At 64.3% G+C, this 16,471-nt stretch carries 19 protein-coding genes; 8 read left to right on the forward strand and 11 right to left on the reverse strand.

The window, feature by feature from the left end; all coding sequences use genetic code 11:
* The first annotated feature begins 97 nt into the window (after window positions 1-97).
* On the forward strand, window positions 98-781 hold the full coding sequence (locus NKI21_RS04360) for an outer-membrane lipoprotein carrier protein LolA (RefSeq protein WP_127330241.1): 684 nt from the start codon (window positions 98-100) through the stop codon (window positions 779-781).
* A gap of 167 nt (window positions 782-948) precedes the next feature.
* A complete protein-coding gene (locus NKI21_RS04365; protein ID WP_352442085.1) occupies window positions 949-1,755 on the forward strand; it encodes an exodeoxyribonuclease III in 807 nt (268 codons plus the stop codon).
* 29 nt (window positions 1,756-1,784) lie between these two features.
* Here NKI21_RS04365 and NKI21_RS04370 read toward each other — a convergent pair whose 3' ends face one another.
* From NKI21_RS04370 to NKI21_RS04385, 4 genes are all read right to left on the reverse strand, one after another.
* Entirely contained in the window at window positions 1,785-2,459 is a 675-nt protein-coding gene (locus tag NKI21_RS04370) for a DUF8692 domain-containing protein (protein ID WP_352442086.1), read from the reverse strand.
* A gap of 241 nt (window positions 2,460-2,700) precedes the next feature.
* Window positions 2,701-3,768 (reverse strand): glycosyltransferase family 9 protein, encoded by a 1,068-nt coding sequence (locus NKI21_RS04375; RefSeq protein WP_352461343.1) that lies wholly within the window; start codon window positions 3,766-3,768, stop codon window positions 2,701-2,703.
* Between the two features lie 254 nt (window positions 3,769-4,022).
* On the reverse strand, window positions 4,023-4,478 hold the full coding sequence (locus NKI21_RS04380) for a cyclic nucleotide-binding domain-containing protein (RefSeq protein WP_023811239.1): 456 nt from the start codon (window positions 4,476-4,478) through the stop codon (window positions 4,023-4,025).
* Between the two features lie 120 nt (window positions 4,479-4,598).
* Window positions 4,599-5,282: a response regulator transcription factor gene (locus tag NKI21_RS04385; protein ID WP_013528898.1), complete on the reverse strand. Its 684-nt coding sequence runs from the start codon at window positions 5,280-5,282 to the stop codon at window positions 4,599-4,601.
* 144 nt (window positions 5,283-5,426) lie between these two features.
* On the opposite strand from NKI21_RS04385, the gene NKI21_RS04390 reads away from it, so the two are divergent.
* Entirely contained in the window at window positions 5,427-5,963 is a 537-nt protein-coding gene (locus tag NKI21_RS04390; protein WP_352442151.1) for a L,D-transpeptidase family protein, read from the forward strand.
* A 71-nt stretch (window positions 5,964-6,034) separates the two neighbouring features.
* On the opposite strand, the gene NKI21_RS04395 is transcribed toward NKI21_RS04390, so the two are convergent.
* The gene (locus NKI21_RS04395) at window positions 6,035-6,301 is read right to left on the reverse strand and encodes a hypothetical protein (protein WP_352442088.1); all 267 of its coding nucleotides are present in this window, start codon (window positions 6,299-6,301) and stop codon (window positions 6,035-6,037) included.
* Between the two features lie 131 nt (window positions 6,302-6,432).
* Between NKI21_RS04395 and gcvA the strand changes: the two genes are divergently transcribed.
* A complete protein-coding gene (gcvA, locus tag NKI21_RS04400; RefSeq protein WP_352442089.1) occupies window positions 6,433-7,368 on the forward strand; it encodes a transcriptional regulator GcvA in 936 nt (311 codons plus the stop codon).
* An 87-nt stretch (window positions 7,369-7,455) separates the two neighbouring features.
* On the opposite strand, the gene NKI21_RS04405 is transcribed toward gcvA, so the two are convergent.
* The 6 genes from NKI21_RS04405 to tsaD are packed head-to-tail and all read right to left on the reverse strand — an operon-like array spanning window position 7,456 to window position 11,471.
* A complete protein-coding gene (locus tag NKI21_RS04405) occupies window positions 7,456-7,872 on the reverse strand; it encodes a DUF1761 domain-containing protein (protein WP_023811235.1) in 417 nt (138 codons plus the stop codon).
* A 50-nt stretch (window positions 7,873-7,922) separates the two neighbouring features.
* A complete protein-coding gene (locus NKI21_RS04410; protein ID WP_023811234.1) occupies window positions 7,923-8,579 on the reverse strand; it encodes a class I SAM-dependent methyltransferase in 657 nt (218 codons plus the stop codon).
* Complete coding sequence (locus tag NKI21_RS04415; protein ID WP_023811233.1) at window positions 8,576-9,001, reverse strand: EVE domain-containing protein; 426 nt, start codon at window positions 8,999-9,001, stop codon at window positions 8,576-8,578. Before NKI21_RS04415 ends, NKI21_RS04410 begins: the two co-directional genes overlap by 4 nt.
* A 37-nt stretch (window positions 9,002-9,038) precedes the next feature.
* Complete coding sequence (locus NKI21_RS04420) at window positions 9,039-9,335, reverse strand: YciI-like protein (protein ID WP_128306096.1); 297 nt, start codon at window positions 9,333-9,335, stop codon at window positions 9,039-9,041.
* A gap of 34 nt (window positions 9,336-9,369) precedes the next feature.
* Window positions 9,370-10,389, reverse strand: a complete 1,020-nt coding sequence (locus tag NKI21_RS04425) for an NAD(P)H-dependent glycerol-3-phosphate dehydrogenase (protein ID WP_352442090.1) — start codon at window positions 10,387-10,389, stop codon at window positions 9,370-9,372.
* Window positions 10,386-11,471, reverse strand: coding sequence for a tRNA (adenosine(37)-N6)-threonylcarbamoyltransferase complex transferase subunit TsaD (tsaD, locus tag NKI21_RS04430; RefSeq protein WP_352442152.1), 1,086 nt, complete (start codon window positions 11,469-11,471; stop codon window positions 10,386-10,388). Before tsaD ends, NKI21_RS04425 begins: the two co-directional genes overlap by 4 nt.
* 101 nt (window positions 11,472-11,572) lie before the next feature.
* Between tsaD and hemC the strand changes: the two genes are divergently transcribed.
* The 4 genes from hemC (at window position 11,573) to NKI21_RS04450 (ending at window position 16,436) form a co-directional block, all read left to right on the forward strand.
* Window positions 11,573-12,499 (forward strand): hydroxymethylbilane synthase, encoded by a 927-nt coding sequence (hemC, locus tag NKI21_RS04435; RefSeq protein WP_352442091.1) that lies wholly within the window; start codon window positions 11,573-11,575, stop codon window positions 12,497-12,499.
* Between the two features lies 1 nt (window position 12,500).
* Window positions 12,501-13,214, forward strand: coding sequence for a uroporphyrinogen-III synthase (locus NKI21_RS04440; RefSeq protein WP_352442092.1), 714 nt, complete (start codon window positions 12,501-12,503; stop codon window positions 13,212-13,214).
* Window positions 13,215-13,324: 110 nt separating this feature from the next.
* Window positions 13,325-14,821 carry a COG4223 family protein gene (locus NKI21_RS04445; protein ID WP_352442093.1) on the forward strand — a complete coding sequence of 499 codons (1,497 nt, stop codon included), beginning with the start codon at window positions 13,325-13,327 and terminating at the stop codon, window positions 14,819-14,821.
* Window positions 14,822-14,831: 10 nt separating this feature from the next.
* The gene (locus NKI21_RS04450) at window positions 14,832-16,436 is read left to right on the forward strand and encodes a heme biosynthesis protein HemY (RefSeq protein WP_352442094.1); all 1,605 of its coding nucleotides are present in this window, start codon (window positions 14,832-14,834) and stop codon (window positions 16,434-16,436) included.
* Window positions 16,437-16,471 lie beyond the last annotated feature (35 nt).

A 16,471-nucleotide genomic window follows, 5' to 3' on the forward strand; every position in this document is an offset into this window, starting at 1 on the left:
GCGTTGAAGCGACCAAGGGACGCCTGACCCGCCAAATTTCAGCCTAACTGGGGGTCCAAGCACAGAACAACTCAGGAATCAGATGAGAGTGACCGACATGAAAAACGATCTTTCAGCGCTCAGCACATTTGCTCCATCCCGGCGTCAGTTGCTGGGCCTCGGCCTGGCGTTTGCGGGGGCGGCAGCCTTCAACGCGGTGCCCGGCTTCCAGGTGCTGGCTTCGGCGCAGGCGGCTGTGCCGACCGCTGCGCAGAAGATCGCCGACCACTTTTCATCGGTCAAATCAATGAGCGGCGAATTCGTGCAGTTCGGCCCCAAGGGCGAGCAGACCGGCGGCAAGTTCTTCCTTGAACGGCCAGGCAAGATCCGCTTCAACTATGACGGCTCTTCGAATTTCCGGGTGATTTCAGACGGCCAGTCGGTGGTCATCCTGAACAAGAGGCTCAACACGTCCGATCTCTATCCGTTGTCGAAGACGCCTCTGAAGCTGCTGCTCGACACCAGGATCGACCTCTCCGGCGACCGCGTCAAAAGCGTCAAGCAGGAGGATGACCTCACCACCATCCAGCTCGCCGACAAATCCGTATTCGGCAATTCGAAGATCACCATGATGTTCGATCCGAAAACCTTCGATTTGCGGCAGTGGACGATCACCGACGCGCAGGGCAAGGATACGACGGTGATGATCTTCAACACCAAGGAAGGCGTCAGCTTCGCGCCGGATACTTTCGCCATCGACTACACGGCGAACCGCGAGCTCAACACCAACAAGGCGCGCTAACCCAGTTGTTATAGCTGTGGAAAGCACCGGGCCGCGCCTCGTCGGGCGTTGCCCGGCTTGTCTTTGCGGCCCGCGGCTGGCAATTTCCCGGACTGACTCCGTCAAAAGGCGTCTTCCCCGCCGGAACCCATCGGTTCTGGTCGGCTGCACGCTGTCCTGGATTGCCAATGCCCTTTTCCGTCGCCACCTGGAACATCAACTCCGTTCGCCTGCGCATGCCGATCGTCGAGCGCCTGCTCGTCGAGCATGCGCCCGACGTGCTGTGCCTGCAGGAAACCAAGGTTCCCGACGACCTGTTTCCCGAAAAGGCTTTCCGCAAGCTCGGCTACGAACACATCGCCTTCCATGGCCAGAAGGGCTACCACGGCGTAGCAACCGTGGCGCGGCGGCCGATCGAAGTGGTCGAAAAGCGACGCTTTTGCGAGATAGAGGACAGCCGGCACCTCTCGGTCACGGTGCGGGCCGGCGGCAAGGCGATCCTGCTCCACAATTTCTACGTTCCGGCGGGCGGCGACGAACCGGATCCCGTCATCAACAGGAAGTTCAAGCACAAGCTCGATTTCGTTGCCGAGATGAATGCCATCCGGGCAGAACATGACGAGGTGTCCGGCTCGGTGCTGGTCGGCGACCTCAACATCGCCCCGCTCGAGCATGACGTCTGGTCGCACAAGCAATTGCTCAACGTGGTCAGCCACACGCCGATCGAGACGGAAAATTTCGAGGCGATGCGCCGCGCCGGCGACTGGGTCGACCTGATGCGGCTCAACGTGCCGCATGAGCAGAAGCTCTACACCTGGTGGAGCTATCGCGCGCAGGATTGGGAGCTGTCCAATCGCGGCCGCCGTCTCGACCACGTCTGGTCGTCGCCAAACCTGGTGCCCAGCTTTTCCGGCTACGAAATCCTGCGTCCGGCGCGCGGCTGGGAGCGCCCGTCGGACCATGTGCCTGTGATCGCGCGGTTCGATCTGGACTAGCCTGCTCGAAGATGCGGGGCCTGCGGCAGTCAGTCGGTAGAGGTGGAGTCGGCTGGATCCACCCACGGACGGCCCAATCGTGTCACCATCGCCGCGTACCCAACGGCACCTGCCGCCCAAAGGAAGATGCCAAGCTCTTTGACGACGTCTTCGGCGATGGCGGCCGCAGAACCAGGGGTAGGAAACAGCTCTCCGAGCTGGTCAATCGATGCTGACATCGCGAGCAGGAAGCCTGCGGCCACAAAGACGATCGTGCCGTCGAATGTCTTTCGTCGCAGCCGAAAGAACCAGAACAACCCGGCGGCGGCGTAGACAATCATCGGAACGATCTCCTGTATCCCTACAATGGGCAGCACGTCCTCATGGATCAACAACAGGTCATCGAGGCCCAAGAACAGGGTAAGGCCGCCGAGAAACGTGCAATCCCATCGATGCGTGAGCAGGCCAGCAAACAGGGCCGCAGCGCCGGTGCCGATCCATAGCGAAGCACCCAGGGACGAAATCCACCCCGTATAGAAGCCGACTTCGGCGGCTGCAGATGGATCTCGATAAAAGATCCAAGCGTCCAGGCCACGAATTTGCGCGATGAACAGCGCGGCTAAGAGCATCGCAAAATTAATCGCCGTCGCCGCCAGTACGACCAAGCGCCAGGCTATTATCCATTCGCCGCCATGCTTTGTGTTCAGCGCGTTGTTCTCTGGCATTGCTATTCTCATTGAGGACTGAGAGGAACTCCACTGGAACCAAAGTACGACAGCCGCCAGATCTGCCGCCGAGAACTCCGCCTGCATTGTGCCGGTGGTCACCCTGGTTGCAGCGCTTCGCCCCACCGAACCCATTGTACCATGGCGTCGATGTTCAGGTGAGGCTGGCCTGCAAATGGCCGACCTGAATCTCAACGCGCTTCGAAGCGCGCCAAATGAATTCAAGTTCAAACGGCGCGCTTCAAGTCCTCATGCATGTCGTTATCGCGAAATTGCTGGACTGACAGGCCTGCGAGATCCGCAGATGGGGATGGTCGCGGCGGCGCGTCGCCAGCATCCGTTGCGCCGCTTCGATGATTGTCGACGCAGGCACATTGGCGACCAGGCCGGTCGGGCTTGCAAGACGGGATTCGATCACGTCCACGCAGTTCGAAAGCGGCCTCCAACGGGCCATGTTGGCGCCGCCACTGAGGATAACCATCGGCGTCATCACGGTTGCCATGAGATGTGCGGTACCGCCTTCGGCGCCGATGTAAAGATCGGCAAACTCGCCGAGCGCCAGCAAGATGTCACCGATATCGACACCCTCGATCGCGGCGGAATCGACAAGCCGCAGCTTCGGTACGCGCTGAGCCAGTTCAGCCATATCGGGACCATCGCCGGGAGTTTTCACATAGAGAAGGTCCGCCCCGTCGGCGATCAGGCCGTCGGCGATCGCGGCAACCTGATCCGCCGACATGCGCTTGCTGGCGCTGCCGTGCGCCGCGATAATGATCAACGGAGCATGCTTGCCGTCCGCAAGGTCCCTGGCCGCCGCTCGCGCGGCCGGGCCAGGCTCCAGCCGATGATCGAAAGGCAGCCGCTTGCCGGCAAGGCGTTCGATGAGGCGGTGGTAGCGCCAGGCATTGTGCCCGGGTCGTGCTTCAGGCCTTTGGCCCAGGCGCCAGGAAAGGGCGAAAGCCGGAAAGTTTGCCTCATAGGCGATGCCGCGGCCGAGCAGTGATGCCGAGGCTTGAAGCAGCCAACGCGCCGAGATGCGGAAATCGACCACGGCCAATCGCCCCTTGCCGTTGCGGTGACCGGCGATCAGGCGCGCCAGGGGCGTCCGCACATTGATCGCATCGACCAAATGGCCGGCATGGCGATTGAGGCTATGTTCAAGGGACGACGACCGGGTGGTTCCGTAGACGATGAAACTATCGGGGAATGCCGTTCTGGCGGCGCGCAAAGCCGGAATCCGGATTAATCCGTCGCCGAACGCGTCATTGCGGGAATACAAGATAATCGTCTCGTACCGCCCTGATGGCATGGCTCGCTCCCCCCAGGAGCCTGGTGGTGATGGCGCCTGCTGTGCCGGCCGCCTTCGAGGTGCTTTAGGATTTCACCTCATGCCTGTCAACGGACCCTTGCCCCTGGATCCGGGCGTCCGGATGAACGAACCTTGGCGATTCCCGCTCCGGCCGCAGTGCGCCACGATCAGGTCATCGCGGCCAATGTCGTTGAAAAGCGCTGCCGCGCTTCCGCCTTTGGCCGCGACACAACAGCTTCGCAGGCGGGCAGCCTTCAGCCAGAGAAGCGCGGCGCCAGTTCCTCGATGCGGCGGATCATCGCCTGAAATTCCTCCGAGATGCGCTGGTGGAGCTTGACCGCGATCTCGGGATATTCCTCCAGGATGCGGCGGAACATCTTGCGGCTGAGCCGCATCACTTCGGAATCGATCTCGGCCGAGGCGCTGGTCAACCGGTTGGTGTCGGCGATCAACGCCAGTTCGCTCAGGATCGTGCCGGGGCCTGCCGTGCCAATCGGGATGCGTTCACCACCCTGCTCCCGGTAGAGCACGATGCGCCCACTGACGACGATATAGGCGGAATCGGCCTCGTCGTCCTCGCGATAAAGCTTGTGGTTGGCAATCAGCCTGGTGTTCTCGGCGCCAAAGGCGAGCAGGCGCAATTGTTCCTGCGTGAAGCCCTCGAAGAGCCTCACGGCGGACAGGACGCGGATGTCGTCATCCAGCGCCATCTAGCTATGTCCCCGAACCGACAGTCCGACTCCTCCTCTGCGAGTTCGATCCAAACCACCCTCCAACTGGATCGTACCCGAAAGCGGCCCCGCCCGACCGCTCATTGGATAATGAAATGTTTAAGGAACCAGCTTGTAGCCGCCGCTTTCTGTCACAAGAATTTCCGCATTGGAAGGATCGCGCTCGATCTTCTGGCGCAGCCGGTAGACATGGGTTTCCAGCGTGTGCGTGGTGACACCGGAATTGTAGCCCCATACTTCCTCGAGCAGCACGTCGCGCGTCACCACCTTCTGGTCGGCGCGATAGAGATATTTGATGATCGAGGCTTCCTTCTCCGTCAGCCGCACCTTGCCGCCGCGCGGGTCAAGCAGCAGTTTCTGGCTGGGCTTGAAAGTATAGGGCCCGACCGAGAAGGTGGCGTCCTCGCTCTGCTCGTGCTGGCGCAGCTGCGCCCGAATGCGCGCCAGCAGCACGGCAAAGCGGAACGGCTTCGTCACATAGTCGTTGGCGCCGGCCTCGAGCCCAAGAATCGTATCCGAATCGGTGTCGTGGCCGGTCAGCATGATGATGGGCGCCTTGTAGCCGCCCTTGCGCAGGATCTTCACCGCTTCGCGGCCATCCATGTCGGGCAGCCCGACGTCCATGATGAGCAGATCGATGAGGCCGCCGCGCGCTGCGGCGACACCTTTTGCCGCAGTCGATTCCTGCAGCACGTCGAATTCCTCGTAAAGGGATAATTGCTCGACCAGTGTGCCGCGCAGGTCGTCATCGTCGTCGACGATCAGTATGGTGCGTGAAGTCATGGATCAATCCGTTGTTTTGAAAAGAAAATTCAGTTGACCGCTGCCTGTTTATGCGGAAGCTGACCGGCGCAACAGCCGTTCACAGTGATTTGTTCCGTGGCACGATCATACAAGAAAAAACACGATCGCAATGCAGCCGGCGCAATTTTGCGAAAAGGGCTGCGTGTGCTGACCGTGCGGGCCAAGCCTGGGCATCCAAGCCAGGGCCTGCTGCAGGCCGGGAAAACGGTGTTTGCCTGTGCGTTGGGGCGCGGTGGCATCTCGGCCGGCAAGCGCGAAGGCGATGGCGCCACGCCGCTGGCCGCGATGCGGATACTGTCGGGGTATTTCCGGGGAGATCAGTTCTCCAGCGCCCGCAGGACCCGTCTGGCGATGACGCCGATCGGGCCCGATCTGGGCTGGTGCGAAGTGCCTGACGACCGCAACTACAACAGGCCCGTCAAGATACCCTATGGCGCCAGCCACGAACGCATGCGGCGCGACGACCGGCTCTACGACGCCTGTCTTGTGCTCGACTGGAACCTGTCGCCGCGCCGGCGCGGGCGCGGCAGCGCCATCTTCTTCCATCTGGCGCGCCCCGGCTTCACGCCGACGCAAGGCTGTGTGGCTGTCACGGCTCGTACGATGGCGCGACTGCTGCCACTGCTGTCGGATCGGACGGTGGTGAGGGTGGTAAGATAGTAGGGGAGTAGGGGAGTAGGGGAGTAGGGACAGTCTCGGCGCAGCCTTAATTTTCCTATTCCCCTATTCCCCTATTCCCCTATTCCCCTACGACCAGGTTTCTGCCAGCCGATGTCTAGCAGGCCCAGCCGGCCAAGTTCTCTGTCCATTGCGCGAGCGACGTCGCGGCGCTCGCCGCCGATATCGCGCAGTTGGCGATCGGAGAGATCCTCGACGTCCTGGTAGGCAATGTCGCGGCGGGCGAGGCGTATCGCGATCCGGGCGTGACGCAGCCAGTCGAGGGTTTCGGCCAGCCAGGCCGGGCGGGGTGTCGATGAATTCAAAACGATGATGGACATGGTTATGATCCGTTGTCTCCGGATATCAAATCCGGCTTGATGATGTGTCGATGATGGGATCATGCCAGATTGAAATCCCTGCGAGAAACGAGTAGTTTTCTCTGGATCATCAAGTTTTATTTGAGGATAGGATGGCTCGTCTTCTGCCCGGGACTCGTGCCTTGAGGACGCTGGAAGCAGCGGCCCGGCACCTCAATTTCACCCGCGCCGCCGACGAGCTCGGCCTGACACCGGCCGCCGTCAGCCATCAGATCAAAGAAATCGAGGATCAACTCGGGCTGGTGCTGTTCACACGCACCAGCCGCACCATCCGGCTCACCGAGGCGGGGACGGTGCTGTTCGACGCCTCGGCCGACGCGCTCGACCTGCTTGGCCGGGCCGTTTCGCGGGCGCAAAAGCTGGCGCGCGGCACCGCCCTTTTGAAGGTAACGCTCGACGCGCAGTTCGCGTCAAAATGGCTGATGCGACGCGTCGACGATTTTCGCAAGCATCACCCCGATATCGAATTGCGATTCGACATTGCCTATGAAGTGCGGGATTTCGAACTCGATGACATCGATGTCGGCATCCGTTTCGGCGCCGGTAAATATCCGGGTCTTCGCACCCACCGGCTGTTCGACAACATCCTCATTCCGGTGTGCAGCCCGAGCCTGTTGACTTCCGGTCCGCCGCTGCGTGAGCCGCGCGACCTCTTCAATCACACGCTTGCGCATATCGAATGGTCGCGGCAAGGCGTGACATGGCCCAACTGGCGGATGTGGATGGCGGCGGCAGGCATCAATGATTTCGACGACAGCCGGACCGTCGTCTTCGGAAACTCCACGGATGCCGTCCAGGCAGCGCTCGACGGCAATGCCGTTGCGCTCGCCGATTTCGCCATGGTGGCGAACGACCTTTCCCAGGGCAGGCTGGTGCAGCCTTTCGAACTCGGCCTGCGGGTGGCGCCCGAGTTCGCCTACTTCCTGGTCTATCCCGAAAATACCGCCGACGATCCGCGCATCGTCGCCTTTCGCGAATGGATGCTCGAGGAAGTCGCCAAGACGCGGACCACGGACAAAGGGCAGTAAGGCAGTAGGGCAGTAGGGCAGTAGGGAGCAGTCGGTGCCGTTTGCCCCCTATTCCCCTACTGCCTTACTGCCCTACTCCCTTCTTGATCAGGTTGCCGCCGCGCCGAACCAGCCGATCACGGCGCCGATGATCAGCAGCACGCCGAGCCAGTGGCCGCCGTCGATGAGGGTCAGGTCCCAGCCGAAATTCTCGTAGCGATGGTTGACCGAGAGCGTCGTGGCGACGAAACCCAGCCAGAGCACAAAGCCAAAGACTAGTCCGGCGATCCATGTCGGCTCGCCGCCGGTCATCGCGCCGACGACCAGGGCCAATGTGGTGGCCATGACCAGTTCGGCGATGAAGCTGATGACGAAGGGCAGCGGCGATTTTTTCATCGTCGCCGGATCGAGCTTGGCGGCCTTCAGCCACGGCTTGCTCAGGCCCATGTACCAAGCGGCGCCGAACAGCCACGCGGCGATCGCGGCAGCGACTACCGCCAGCCAGTTCACTGCTGAAAAATCCATGAGCTCCCCCTCTGATTTGTATGTGATGGAACGCCTGTTCGGCGATCGCGTCAAGCGAACCGCCAGACCGTCGTGCGCTTGACCAGCGCATCCTCCAGCGCCCGCGTGACGGCCACCTCATAGACAGAAAGCGGCTCCAGCCCTGCCTTCGGCAGATACGACCGTCCGGGATCGCCGACGAGGATCTCGGCGCCGCGGGCCTTCAGCGTTGCGAACCATGGCATCAGCCGGTCCGCGAAAGATTTGTCGTAGAAAACATCACCGGCCAGGACCACGTCCCAACCTGCATCGGTGCCGATGCAATCCGTGCCGAGGAATTCGGTCCCGACACCGTTGATCTCGCTGTTGAGCCGGATCGCGGTGGCACAGAACGGATCGATGTCGGTTGCGATCACCTTGGCGGCACCTGCCTTGGCGGCAGCGATGGCGACAAGGCCGGAGCCGGAAGCGAAGTCGAGCACGCGCTTGCCCCGCACCGTGCCGGGATTGTCCAGGACATGGCGGGCAAGGCCCTGGCCGCCGGCCCAGGCAAAGGCCCAGAAAGGCGGTGGCAGGCCGATCTCGACCAGCTCATCCTCGGTCCGCTGCCACAAATCATGCGCTTCGTCGGCAAGATGAAGCAGGATCTCCGGCACGTGCGGCGGCGCCATCAGCGCCGTGTTGTCGAGAATGAATTGCCTCGCGCTGTTGGGCGTCAGCGCCGTCACGGAGCCGGCGTCAAGCCGCCCATGCGGCAGACTTCCTTCCACTCGGCCGGCGTCACCGGCTGCACGGAAAGCCGGCCGAGCCGCACCAGCGCCATGTCGGCAAGCTTCGGATTGGCCTTGACCTGTTCCAGCGTCGGCGGGTTCGGCACATCCCTTACGGCGCGGATGTCGACGCATTCCCAGCGCGGATCGTCCGAGGTGGTGTCGGGATGGGCAAGCGCGCAGACTTCAGCGATGCCGACGACGTTCAGCCCTTCGTTGGAATGGTAGAAGAAGCCGAGATCGCCGATCTGCATGGCCTTCATGTTGTTGCGCGCGGCGTAGTTGCGCACGCCGTCCCATTGCGTACCGGCCTTGCCCTTGGCCTTCAGCATCTCGAAGGAGAACTTGAATGGCTCGGATTTGAACAGCCAGTAGTTCATGTCTTTCTCCTCCTTGGCGTCGCGCGGGCGACCGGGATTAACTAGCCGCCGGCTTGTTGAACGTCCAGTTCCACGGGCGGATTTCGACGCTTTCGAACAGCCCCGCCTTGGCGTAGGGGTCGGCGGCCGACAGAGCCTGGGCGCCAGCCAGGTCGGACGCTTCGACGACCACGAGGCTGCCATTGGGCTTGCCCTCGGCATCAAGGAACGGACCGGCGAATGCCAGCTTCTTGTCGCCGTTCAACCCTTCGAGAAAGGCGATATGCTCGGGCCGCGAGTCGAGGCGCACCTGCAGGCTTCCGGGCTTGTCCTTGCAAATCACAGCAAACAGCATCTTTTTTTCTCCTGATCGTTCAAAGTCGTGGGGATCAATCGTTGGTTTCGGTCTTCAGCGGCCGGGTCATCAAGGCCGTCACAGCCTGCCGGACGGTGATGGCACCCTCCAGTATGGCGGCGACGGCGGCAATGATCGGCGCGTCGATGTTGCGCTCGGTGGCGATGCGGGCAGCGATCGCCGCCGTCGGCACGCCTTCGGCCAGCGGCAATCCGGCAAGCGGCCTGCCTTGGCCGAGCGCCAGGCCATAGGCGAAATTGCGCGACTGGGTGGACGAGCAGGTCAGCAGCAGGTCGCCAAGGCCGGAAAGCCCCATCAGCGTCTCGGGCCTGGCGCCGAAGGCAGCGCCGATGCGGCGCAGTTCGACAAAGCCGCGCGTCACCATGGCGGCCTGGGCGCTGGCGCCGAGACCCGCGCCAGCGACAGCACCCGCGGCAATGGCGAAAACGTTCTTCAAGGCGCCGCCGATCTCGACGCCGATCAGGTCGTCGTTCGAATAGCAGCGCAGGTTTTCGGCGGAAAAGCGGGCGGCGAGATCGGCGGCCAATGCCTCGTCGCGGGCGGCGACCACAACGGCCGTCGGCAGTCCGCGGGCGACGTCGGTGGCGAAGCTCGGACCCGACAGAGCGGCAACCGGATTTAGCGGCAGGATTTCTTCGACGATCGCCGACAGCAAGGCGCCGGTCTCGCTTTCGATGCCCTTGGCACACAGAACCAGCGGGACACCGGCCGGCATCTGGTCCTTCGCTGCCGCCAGCGTAGTCCGCAGCGACTGGGCCGGCGTCACCGCCAGCACGCAGTCGGCACCGTCGAGCGCGGCCTGGATGTTGCTCGTCGCCACGATGCCGGGCTGGAGCGCAATGCCCGGCAGATAGCGTGGATTTTCGCCGCGGTCGATCGCGGCGACGGTCTCCGGGTCGCGCGCGTAAAGGCGGACGAAATGGCCGGCGCGCAGCATGGCCAAGGCCAAGGCGGTGCCCCAGGCCCCGCCGCCGAGCACGGCAACGCGCCAGCCGGTTGGCGCGGTGTCGTTGCCGCTTGCCAGCTCGTTCATGCCTTGGCTCCGCGCCGGCCGGAGCCGACCATCGGCGCCGAGATGCTGTCCAGCGGCCAGCGCGAGCGCGGCACGAAATCGAAGCCGTTCTCCTGCGCCATGCCGGCGCGCAGCCGCTCGATGCCGGCCCAGGCGATCATCGCCGCATTGTCGGTGCAAAGCTTCAGCGGTGGCGCAATGAAGGTGAAGCCGGTCTCGGCACAGAGCCGCTCCAGCATGATCTTGATCGTGCGGTTGGCGGCGACACCACCGGCAACGACGAGGGCCGGGTTTTTCGTGCCGGGAAATGTCTCGCGAAAGCGCGTCAGCGCGCGGGAGACACGGTCGGCCAGCGCATCGGCCACCGCTGCCTGGAACGAAGCGCAGATGTCGGCGACGTCCTGGTCGCTCAGCGGCGCAATGGCGCTCGCCGCCTGGCGCACGGCGGTCTTGAGGCCGGAGAAGGAGAAGTCGGGCTGGGCCGAGGCCTTCATCGGGCGCGGAAAGGCAAAGCGCGAGGCATTGCCGGCCTGTGCCGCCTTCTCGACATTCGGTCCGCCGGGATAGGCCAGGCCGAGCATCTTGGCCGTCTTGTCGAAGGCTTCGCCGAGCGCGTCGTCGATGGTCGTTGCCCAGCGCTGGTAGTCGCCGACGCCGCGCACGGCGACGATTTGCGTATGGCCGCCGGAGACCAGCAGCAAGAGATAGGGAAAGTCGAGCCCGTCGGTCAGCCTTGCGGTCAGCGCATGGCCTTCGAGGTGGTTGATGGCGATCAGCGGCTTGTTCGCCGCCGCGGCGATTGCCTTGGCGGTCATCAGCCCGACGATCAGCCCGCCGACCAGGCCGGGACCGGCGGTGGCGGCAATCGCGTCGATATCGGCGAGCGCCGTGCCCGAATCGGCAAGCGCTGCCTCGATGATGCCGTCCAGCGCCTCGACATGGGCACGCGCGGCGATCTCCGGCACGACGCCGCCGAATGCGGCATGTTCCTCGATCTGGCTGAGCACGATGTTGGACAGGATTTTTGGCGCGGCATCGCCGTCCAGCACCACGACGCTGGCGGCGGTCTCGTCACAACTTGTCTCGATGCCCAGAACGCGGATCAATTCGTCGCTGTCCCTAAAGATTGTATCATGGGACTTTCCCCGTTAGGAGAAAGCCCGGAAAAGCCTCGCTCGCCGGGGGTTATCACGGACCGCGCGCCATGCAAACAATCTTGAGAATCGGAACACGCGGCAGCCCGCTGGCGCTGGCACAGGCGCATGAAACGCAGGCGCGGCTGATGGCCGCGCATGGCATGCCGGCGGAGGCGTTCGAGGTCGTCGTCATTTCGACCAGCGGCGACCGCATCCAGGACCGGCCGCTGTCGGAAGCCGGCGGCAAGGGCCTGTTCACCAAGGAGATCGAGGAGGCGCTGCTGGCGGGCCGGATCGACATCGCCGTGCACTCGTCGAAGGACATGCCGACGCAACTGCCCGACGGGCTCGAACTCTCGGCCTTCCTGCCGCGCGAGGACGCGCGCGACGCCTTTGTCGGCAAGGCGGCGAAGACGATCGCCGACCTGCCGCAGGGAGCGAAAGTCGGCTCGTCGTCGCTGCGGCGGCAGGCGCTGATCCGCCGCATGCGGCCGGATCTCGACGTGGTGATGTTCCGCGGCAATGTGCAGACGCGCCTGCGCAAGCTCGACGAAGGTGTCGCCGCCGGCACCATCTTGGCCTATGCCGGACTGAAGCGGCTCGGGCTCGAGCATGTCGCCACCGACCCGATGCCGCTCGACATCTTCCCGCCGGCGCCGGGGCAAGGCGCGATCTGCATCGAGACTCGTATCGGCGACCGCGACGTCGAAAAGATGCTGGTGGCTATCCATGATGTTCCGACCGGGCAGGCACTGGCCTGCGAGCGCGCCTTCCTGGCGGCACTCGACGGCTCCTGCCGCACGCCGATCGCCGGTTATGCGGCGATCGAGGCCGGAAAACTGTCTTTTGCGGGCCTGATCATCTCGCCCGACGGCACGCAGTCGCACACGGTCGAGCTGCAGGGACCGGCGCAAGACGCCGCCCGCATCGGTGATGAAGCGGCCCGGACGGTGCGCGCCAAGGCCGGCGAAAAGTTCTTCGACGGCTGGCTCTGAAATGCTTCGCGTCCTGGTGACCAGGCCGGAACCGGGTGCTTCGCGCACTGCGCGTCGGCTTGAGGAGACGGGCTTTCAGCCGGTTCTTTTGCCCCTGACCGAAACAAAGGCGTTGCCCGCCGCCGGACTGACCCTGGACGATGCCGTCGCGGTGGCCGTCACCAGCGCCAATGCCGTGCGCCATGCGCCGGAAGAAATCATCGCGACGCTCGCCGCCTTACCTTGCCATGCGGTCGGCAAAAGGACGGCGCAAGCGGCGCGTCGAGCGGGGTTTTCGTCGGTCAGTGAAGGCCCGGGCGATGCGGAGGCGTTGGCCGACAGTCTCGCCGCCGATTTTTCTGGAAAGACGATTGTCTATCTCTGCGGGCGCGTGCGTTTTCCGGCGTTCGAACAGAGGCTCGTGACGGCGGGCGTTCGGGTCCACGCCGTCGAGACGTATGACACGCTGACAATGGGCTATCCGGACGAAGTCATCCTCGAACGCCTGTCCGGGCAACCTGCCGACGCGGTGTTGCTTTATTCAGCCAAGGCGGCGGCGGCGATGCAAATCCTGGCAAGACGGCCCGCTCTGCGCGGACTCTTCGAAAAAACATGGGTTTTTGCGCTTTCCACGCGCATCGCGGCAGCCTTCGACGATGTCGCCAGCGAAAGGATCCGCATTGCCGCGCAACCCGACGAGGATGTGCTGCTGGCGCTTTTGCAGGCGCCGCGCTGAGCCGCGTCATCACACCGCCCCTTTTCACCGCTTGGTGATGTGCTAGACCCTTTCTGAACCATCATGCGCCGCCAGGCGTTGAGACGAAGCGAATTGTGCGGAGCCCAGGCATGGTCAAGACGCCGAAGATGCGACACTCGAAAAGCCGCCGCGAGCCGGTGACCATCGATCTCGAACCGGGCGCCGTCTCACGCATCGCCGACGAGGACGCCGCCAGGCAGGGGGCTCAGACAGACGAGGCGAAGGCCGAGGAAGCAGCGAACGCTTCGCAGCCCGAGGTTCCCGAAGAGCCGGTTCATGCCGACCAGACCGATCTTGAGCCCTGGGAGCATGCCGACGCCCGGGCCGAACCGGGGCAGCCGCCGGCAGCGGCGACAAAGCCCGCTAGCGAGGCCGAGATCCCTTATCCCGGATCGTCCGACGAGCCCGGATCGTCCGATGCGCCGGCCGGAAAGACCAAAGCCTATGACTACAGTTTCGAGGACGCATCGGCGAAGCGCACGCAGACCGACGGCAGCAAGGCTAAAACCGAGACACGGGGCGAGAAAATGGCGCCAGCCCCGGAAAAGCGCGGCGGCCTCAACGGCGTCGCCGCCGGCATCATCGGCGGGGTCATCGCGCTGGTCGGCGCCGGCGGGCTGCAATTTGCCGGCCTGCTCGGCGCGCCGGGTTCCGGTGCCGGCGTCTCGCTCGATAGCGTCAACGGCGACATCGCCTCGCTGAAGACCGAAATCGCCGGTTTGAAGGACGCCGGCGGCAACGGCGATGGAGCGGCCAAGATGGTCGGCCTGTCCTCGGGCCTTGAACAGGTCAAGGCCGATGTGGCGGCGCTGAAATCGGCTGTCGAGAAAGGTGGAGCAGGCGACGCAGCCGGGGTCGCCGCACTGGGCGACAAGGTCGCGCAAATCGAGACGGCGGTCGCCGCCCTCGGCAAGGCCGGCAGCTCGGCGCCGGTCGATCTCGGTCCGCTCAACGAGAAACTGGCAGGCCTCGACGCGCTGGTGAAGTCGGCCGGCGAGGCGGCGACGGCGCAGGAGGGCCGGCTGACAGCGCTGGAGCAGTCCGTGTCGCAGCTGTCCGGCAAGGTCGAGGCGGCGGCGGGACAGCCGAAGATCGCGCTTGCCATTGCGGCGTCCGCCTTGAAGGCGGCGCTGGAGCGTGGCGGGCCGTTTTCGGCCGAACTCGAAACCCTTGCAGCGATTTCGCCCGATGCGCCGCAGCTTGCGGCACTGCGCCCCTATGCCGAAAAGGGCGTTCCGACCCGCGCCGAGATCGCATCGCAGGCTGATGCCGCCGCCAATGCCATGGTCACAGCCGCGACGCCCGTCGATGAGAATGCCGGCTTCGTTCAGAGCCTTCTGTCGAGCGCCGAATCGCTGGTCAAGGTCAGGCCGATCGGCGCCGTCGAAGGCGCCGGCGCACCGGAAACCGTCGCGCGCGTGGAGGCGGCGGTCAACCAGGGCGACTACGCCAAGGCACTCAGCGAGTATGAAACGCTGCCCGAGGCCGCCAAGGCGGCTGGCGCCGACTTTGCCGGCAAGCTGAAGGCACGCATCGAGGTCGAAACCCAGGTCGATGCGCTGATCTCGGGCGCGATGAAGGCATGAGGGCAACACAATGATCCGCCTGCTCGCCTTCCTCATCGTCGTTTTCGCGCTCGGGCTGGGCTTTGCCTGGCTGGCCGACCGGCCGGGCGACATGGTCGTCACTTTCAACGGCTATCAATACCAGGTCAGCCTGATGGTGGCGGCGGTGGCCGTCGTTGCCGTGGTCGCCGCGGTGATGATCCTGTGGTGGCTGCTTAAGTCGCTGTGGAACAGCCCCTACACCATCTCGCGCTATTTCCGTGTCCGCCGCCGCGACCGTGGCTATCAGGCGCTGTCGACCGGCATGATTGCCGCCGGCGCCGGCGATGGCGCGCTGGCCCGCAAGAAGACCAAGGAAGCCGCCAAGCTGATCCGTTCCGACCAGGAGCCGCTGATCCACCTGCTGGAAGCACAGGCGTCGCTGCTCGAAGGCGATCATGAAGGCGCGCGACAGAAGTTCGAGAGCATGCTCGACGATCCCGAGATGCGGCTGCTGGGCTTGCGCGGGCTTTATCTGGAAGCCGAACGGCTCGGCGACCGCAACGCTGCCAGGCATTATGCCGGCCGCGCCGCGGTGATGGCGCCGCAGCTGGCCTGGGCGGCGGAATCGACGCTGGAAGAGCTGACCGCGCGCGGCGACTGGGACGGCGCCCTGAAACTGGTCGACGCGCAGAAATCGACACGGCAGATCGAGCGCGATGCCGCCAACCGCCGCCGCGCAGTGCTGTTGACCGCCAAGGCGCAGGCGCTTGCCGACAGCGATCCCGCCGCCGCCAGGACGGCGGCGATCGAGGCCAACAAGCTTAGGCCCGACTTCGCGCCTGCCGCCGTTGCCGCCGCGGCCGCATTGTTCAAGCAGAACGATGTGCGCAAGGGCTCGAAGATACTCGAGGCGGCGTGGAAGGCCGAGCCGCATCCGGAGGTCGCCGAGCTCTATACCCATGCAAGGCCGGGCGACGCCGTGCTCGACCGCCTCAACCGGGCGAAGAAGCTGCAGGAAATGAAGAAGAACCACGCCGAGTCCTCGATGACGGTGGCGCGCGCCGCGCTCGACGCGCAGGATTATTCGACCGCCCGCCGCGAGGCCGAGGCGGCGATCCGGATGGACCGCCGCGAGGGCGCCTATCTGCTGCTCGCAGACATCGAGGAGGCCGAGACCGGCGATCAGGGCAAGGTGCGGCAGCTGCTGTCCAGGGCGGTGCGGGCGCCGCGCGATCCGGCCTGGGTCGCAGACGGCGTGGTGTCGGAACGCTGGGCGCCGGTGTCGCCGATCACCGGCCGGCTCGACGCCTTCGAGTGGCGTGCGCCGATGGAGCGTCTTGGCCAGTTGATCGACAGCCATGATGAGATGCCAGCCGGTGCGGCGCCGGTCATCGAAGCATTGGCAAAGCCGACGAGCGAAAAAAGGCCGATCGAGGTGATCGATGATGCCGGTGGCGAGACGTCGGCGGGCAAGCAAGCTGAAAGTCGCGAAGAAGATCATGTCAGGCCGATCACGGCAGCGGCCTTCGCCGCGGTGCCGAGCGATGCCGAGGGTGTCGAGCCGGCTGAGGAGCTTGCGCGGTTGCCGGACGATCCCGGCGTCGATCCGGACGAGGAAGCGCAGAAATCGCCGCGCCGGTTTCGGTTGTTTTGAGTTGGGCCGGCCGTCAGGCCGTTGGGGTATGGATC

This window comes from Mesorhizobium sp. M0715, assembly GCF_040320355.1.
In the GTDB taxonomy this organism is placed as follows: domain Bacteria; phylum Pseudomonadota; class Alphaproteobacteria; order Rhizobiales; family Rhizobiaceae; genus Mesorhizobium.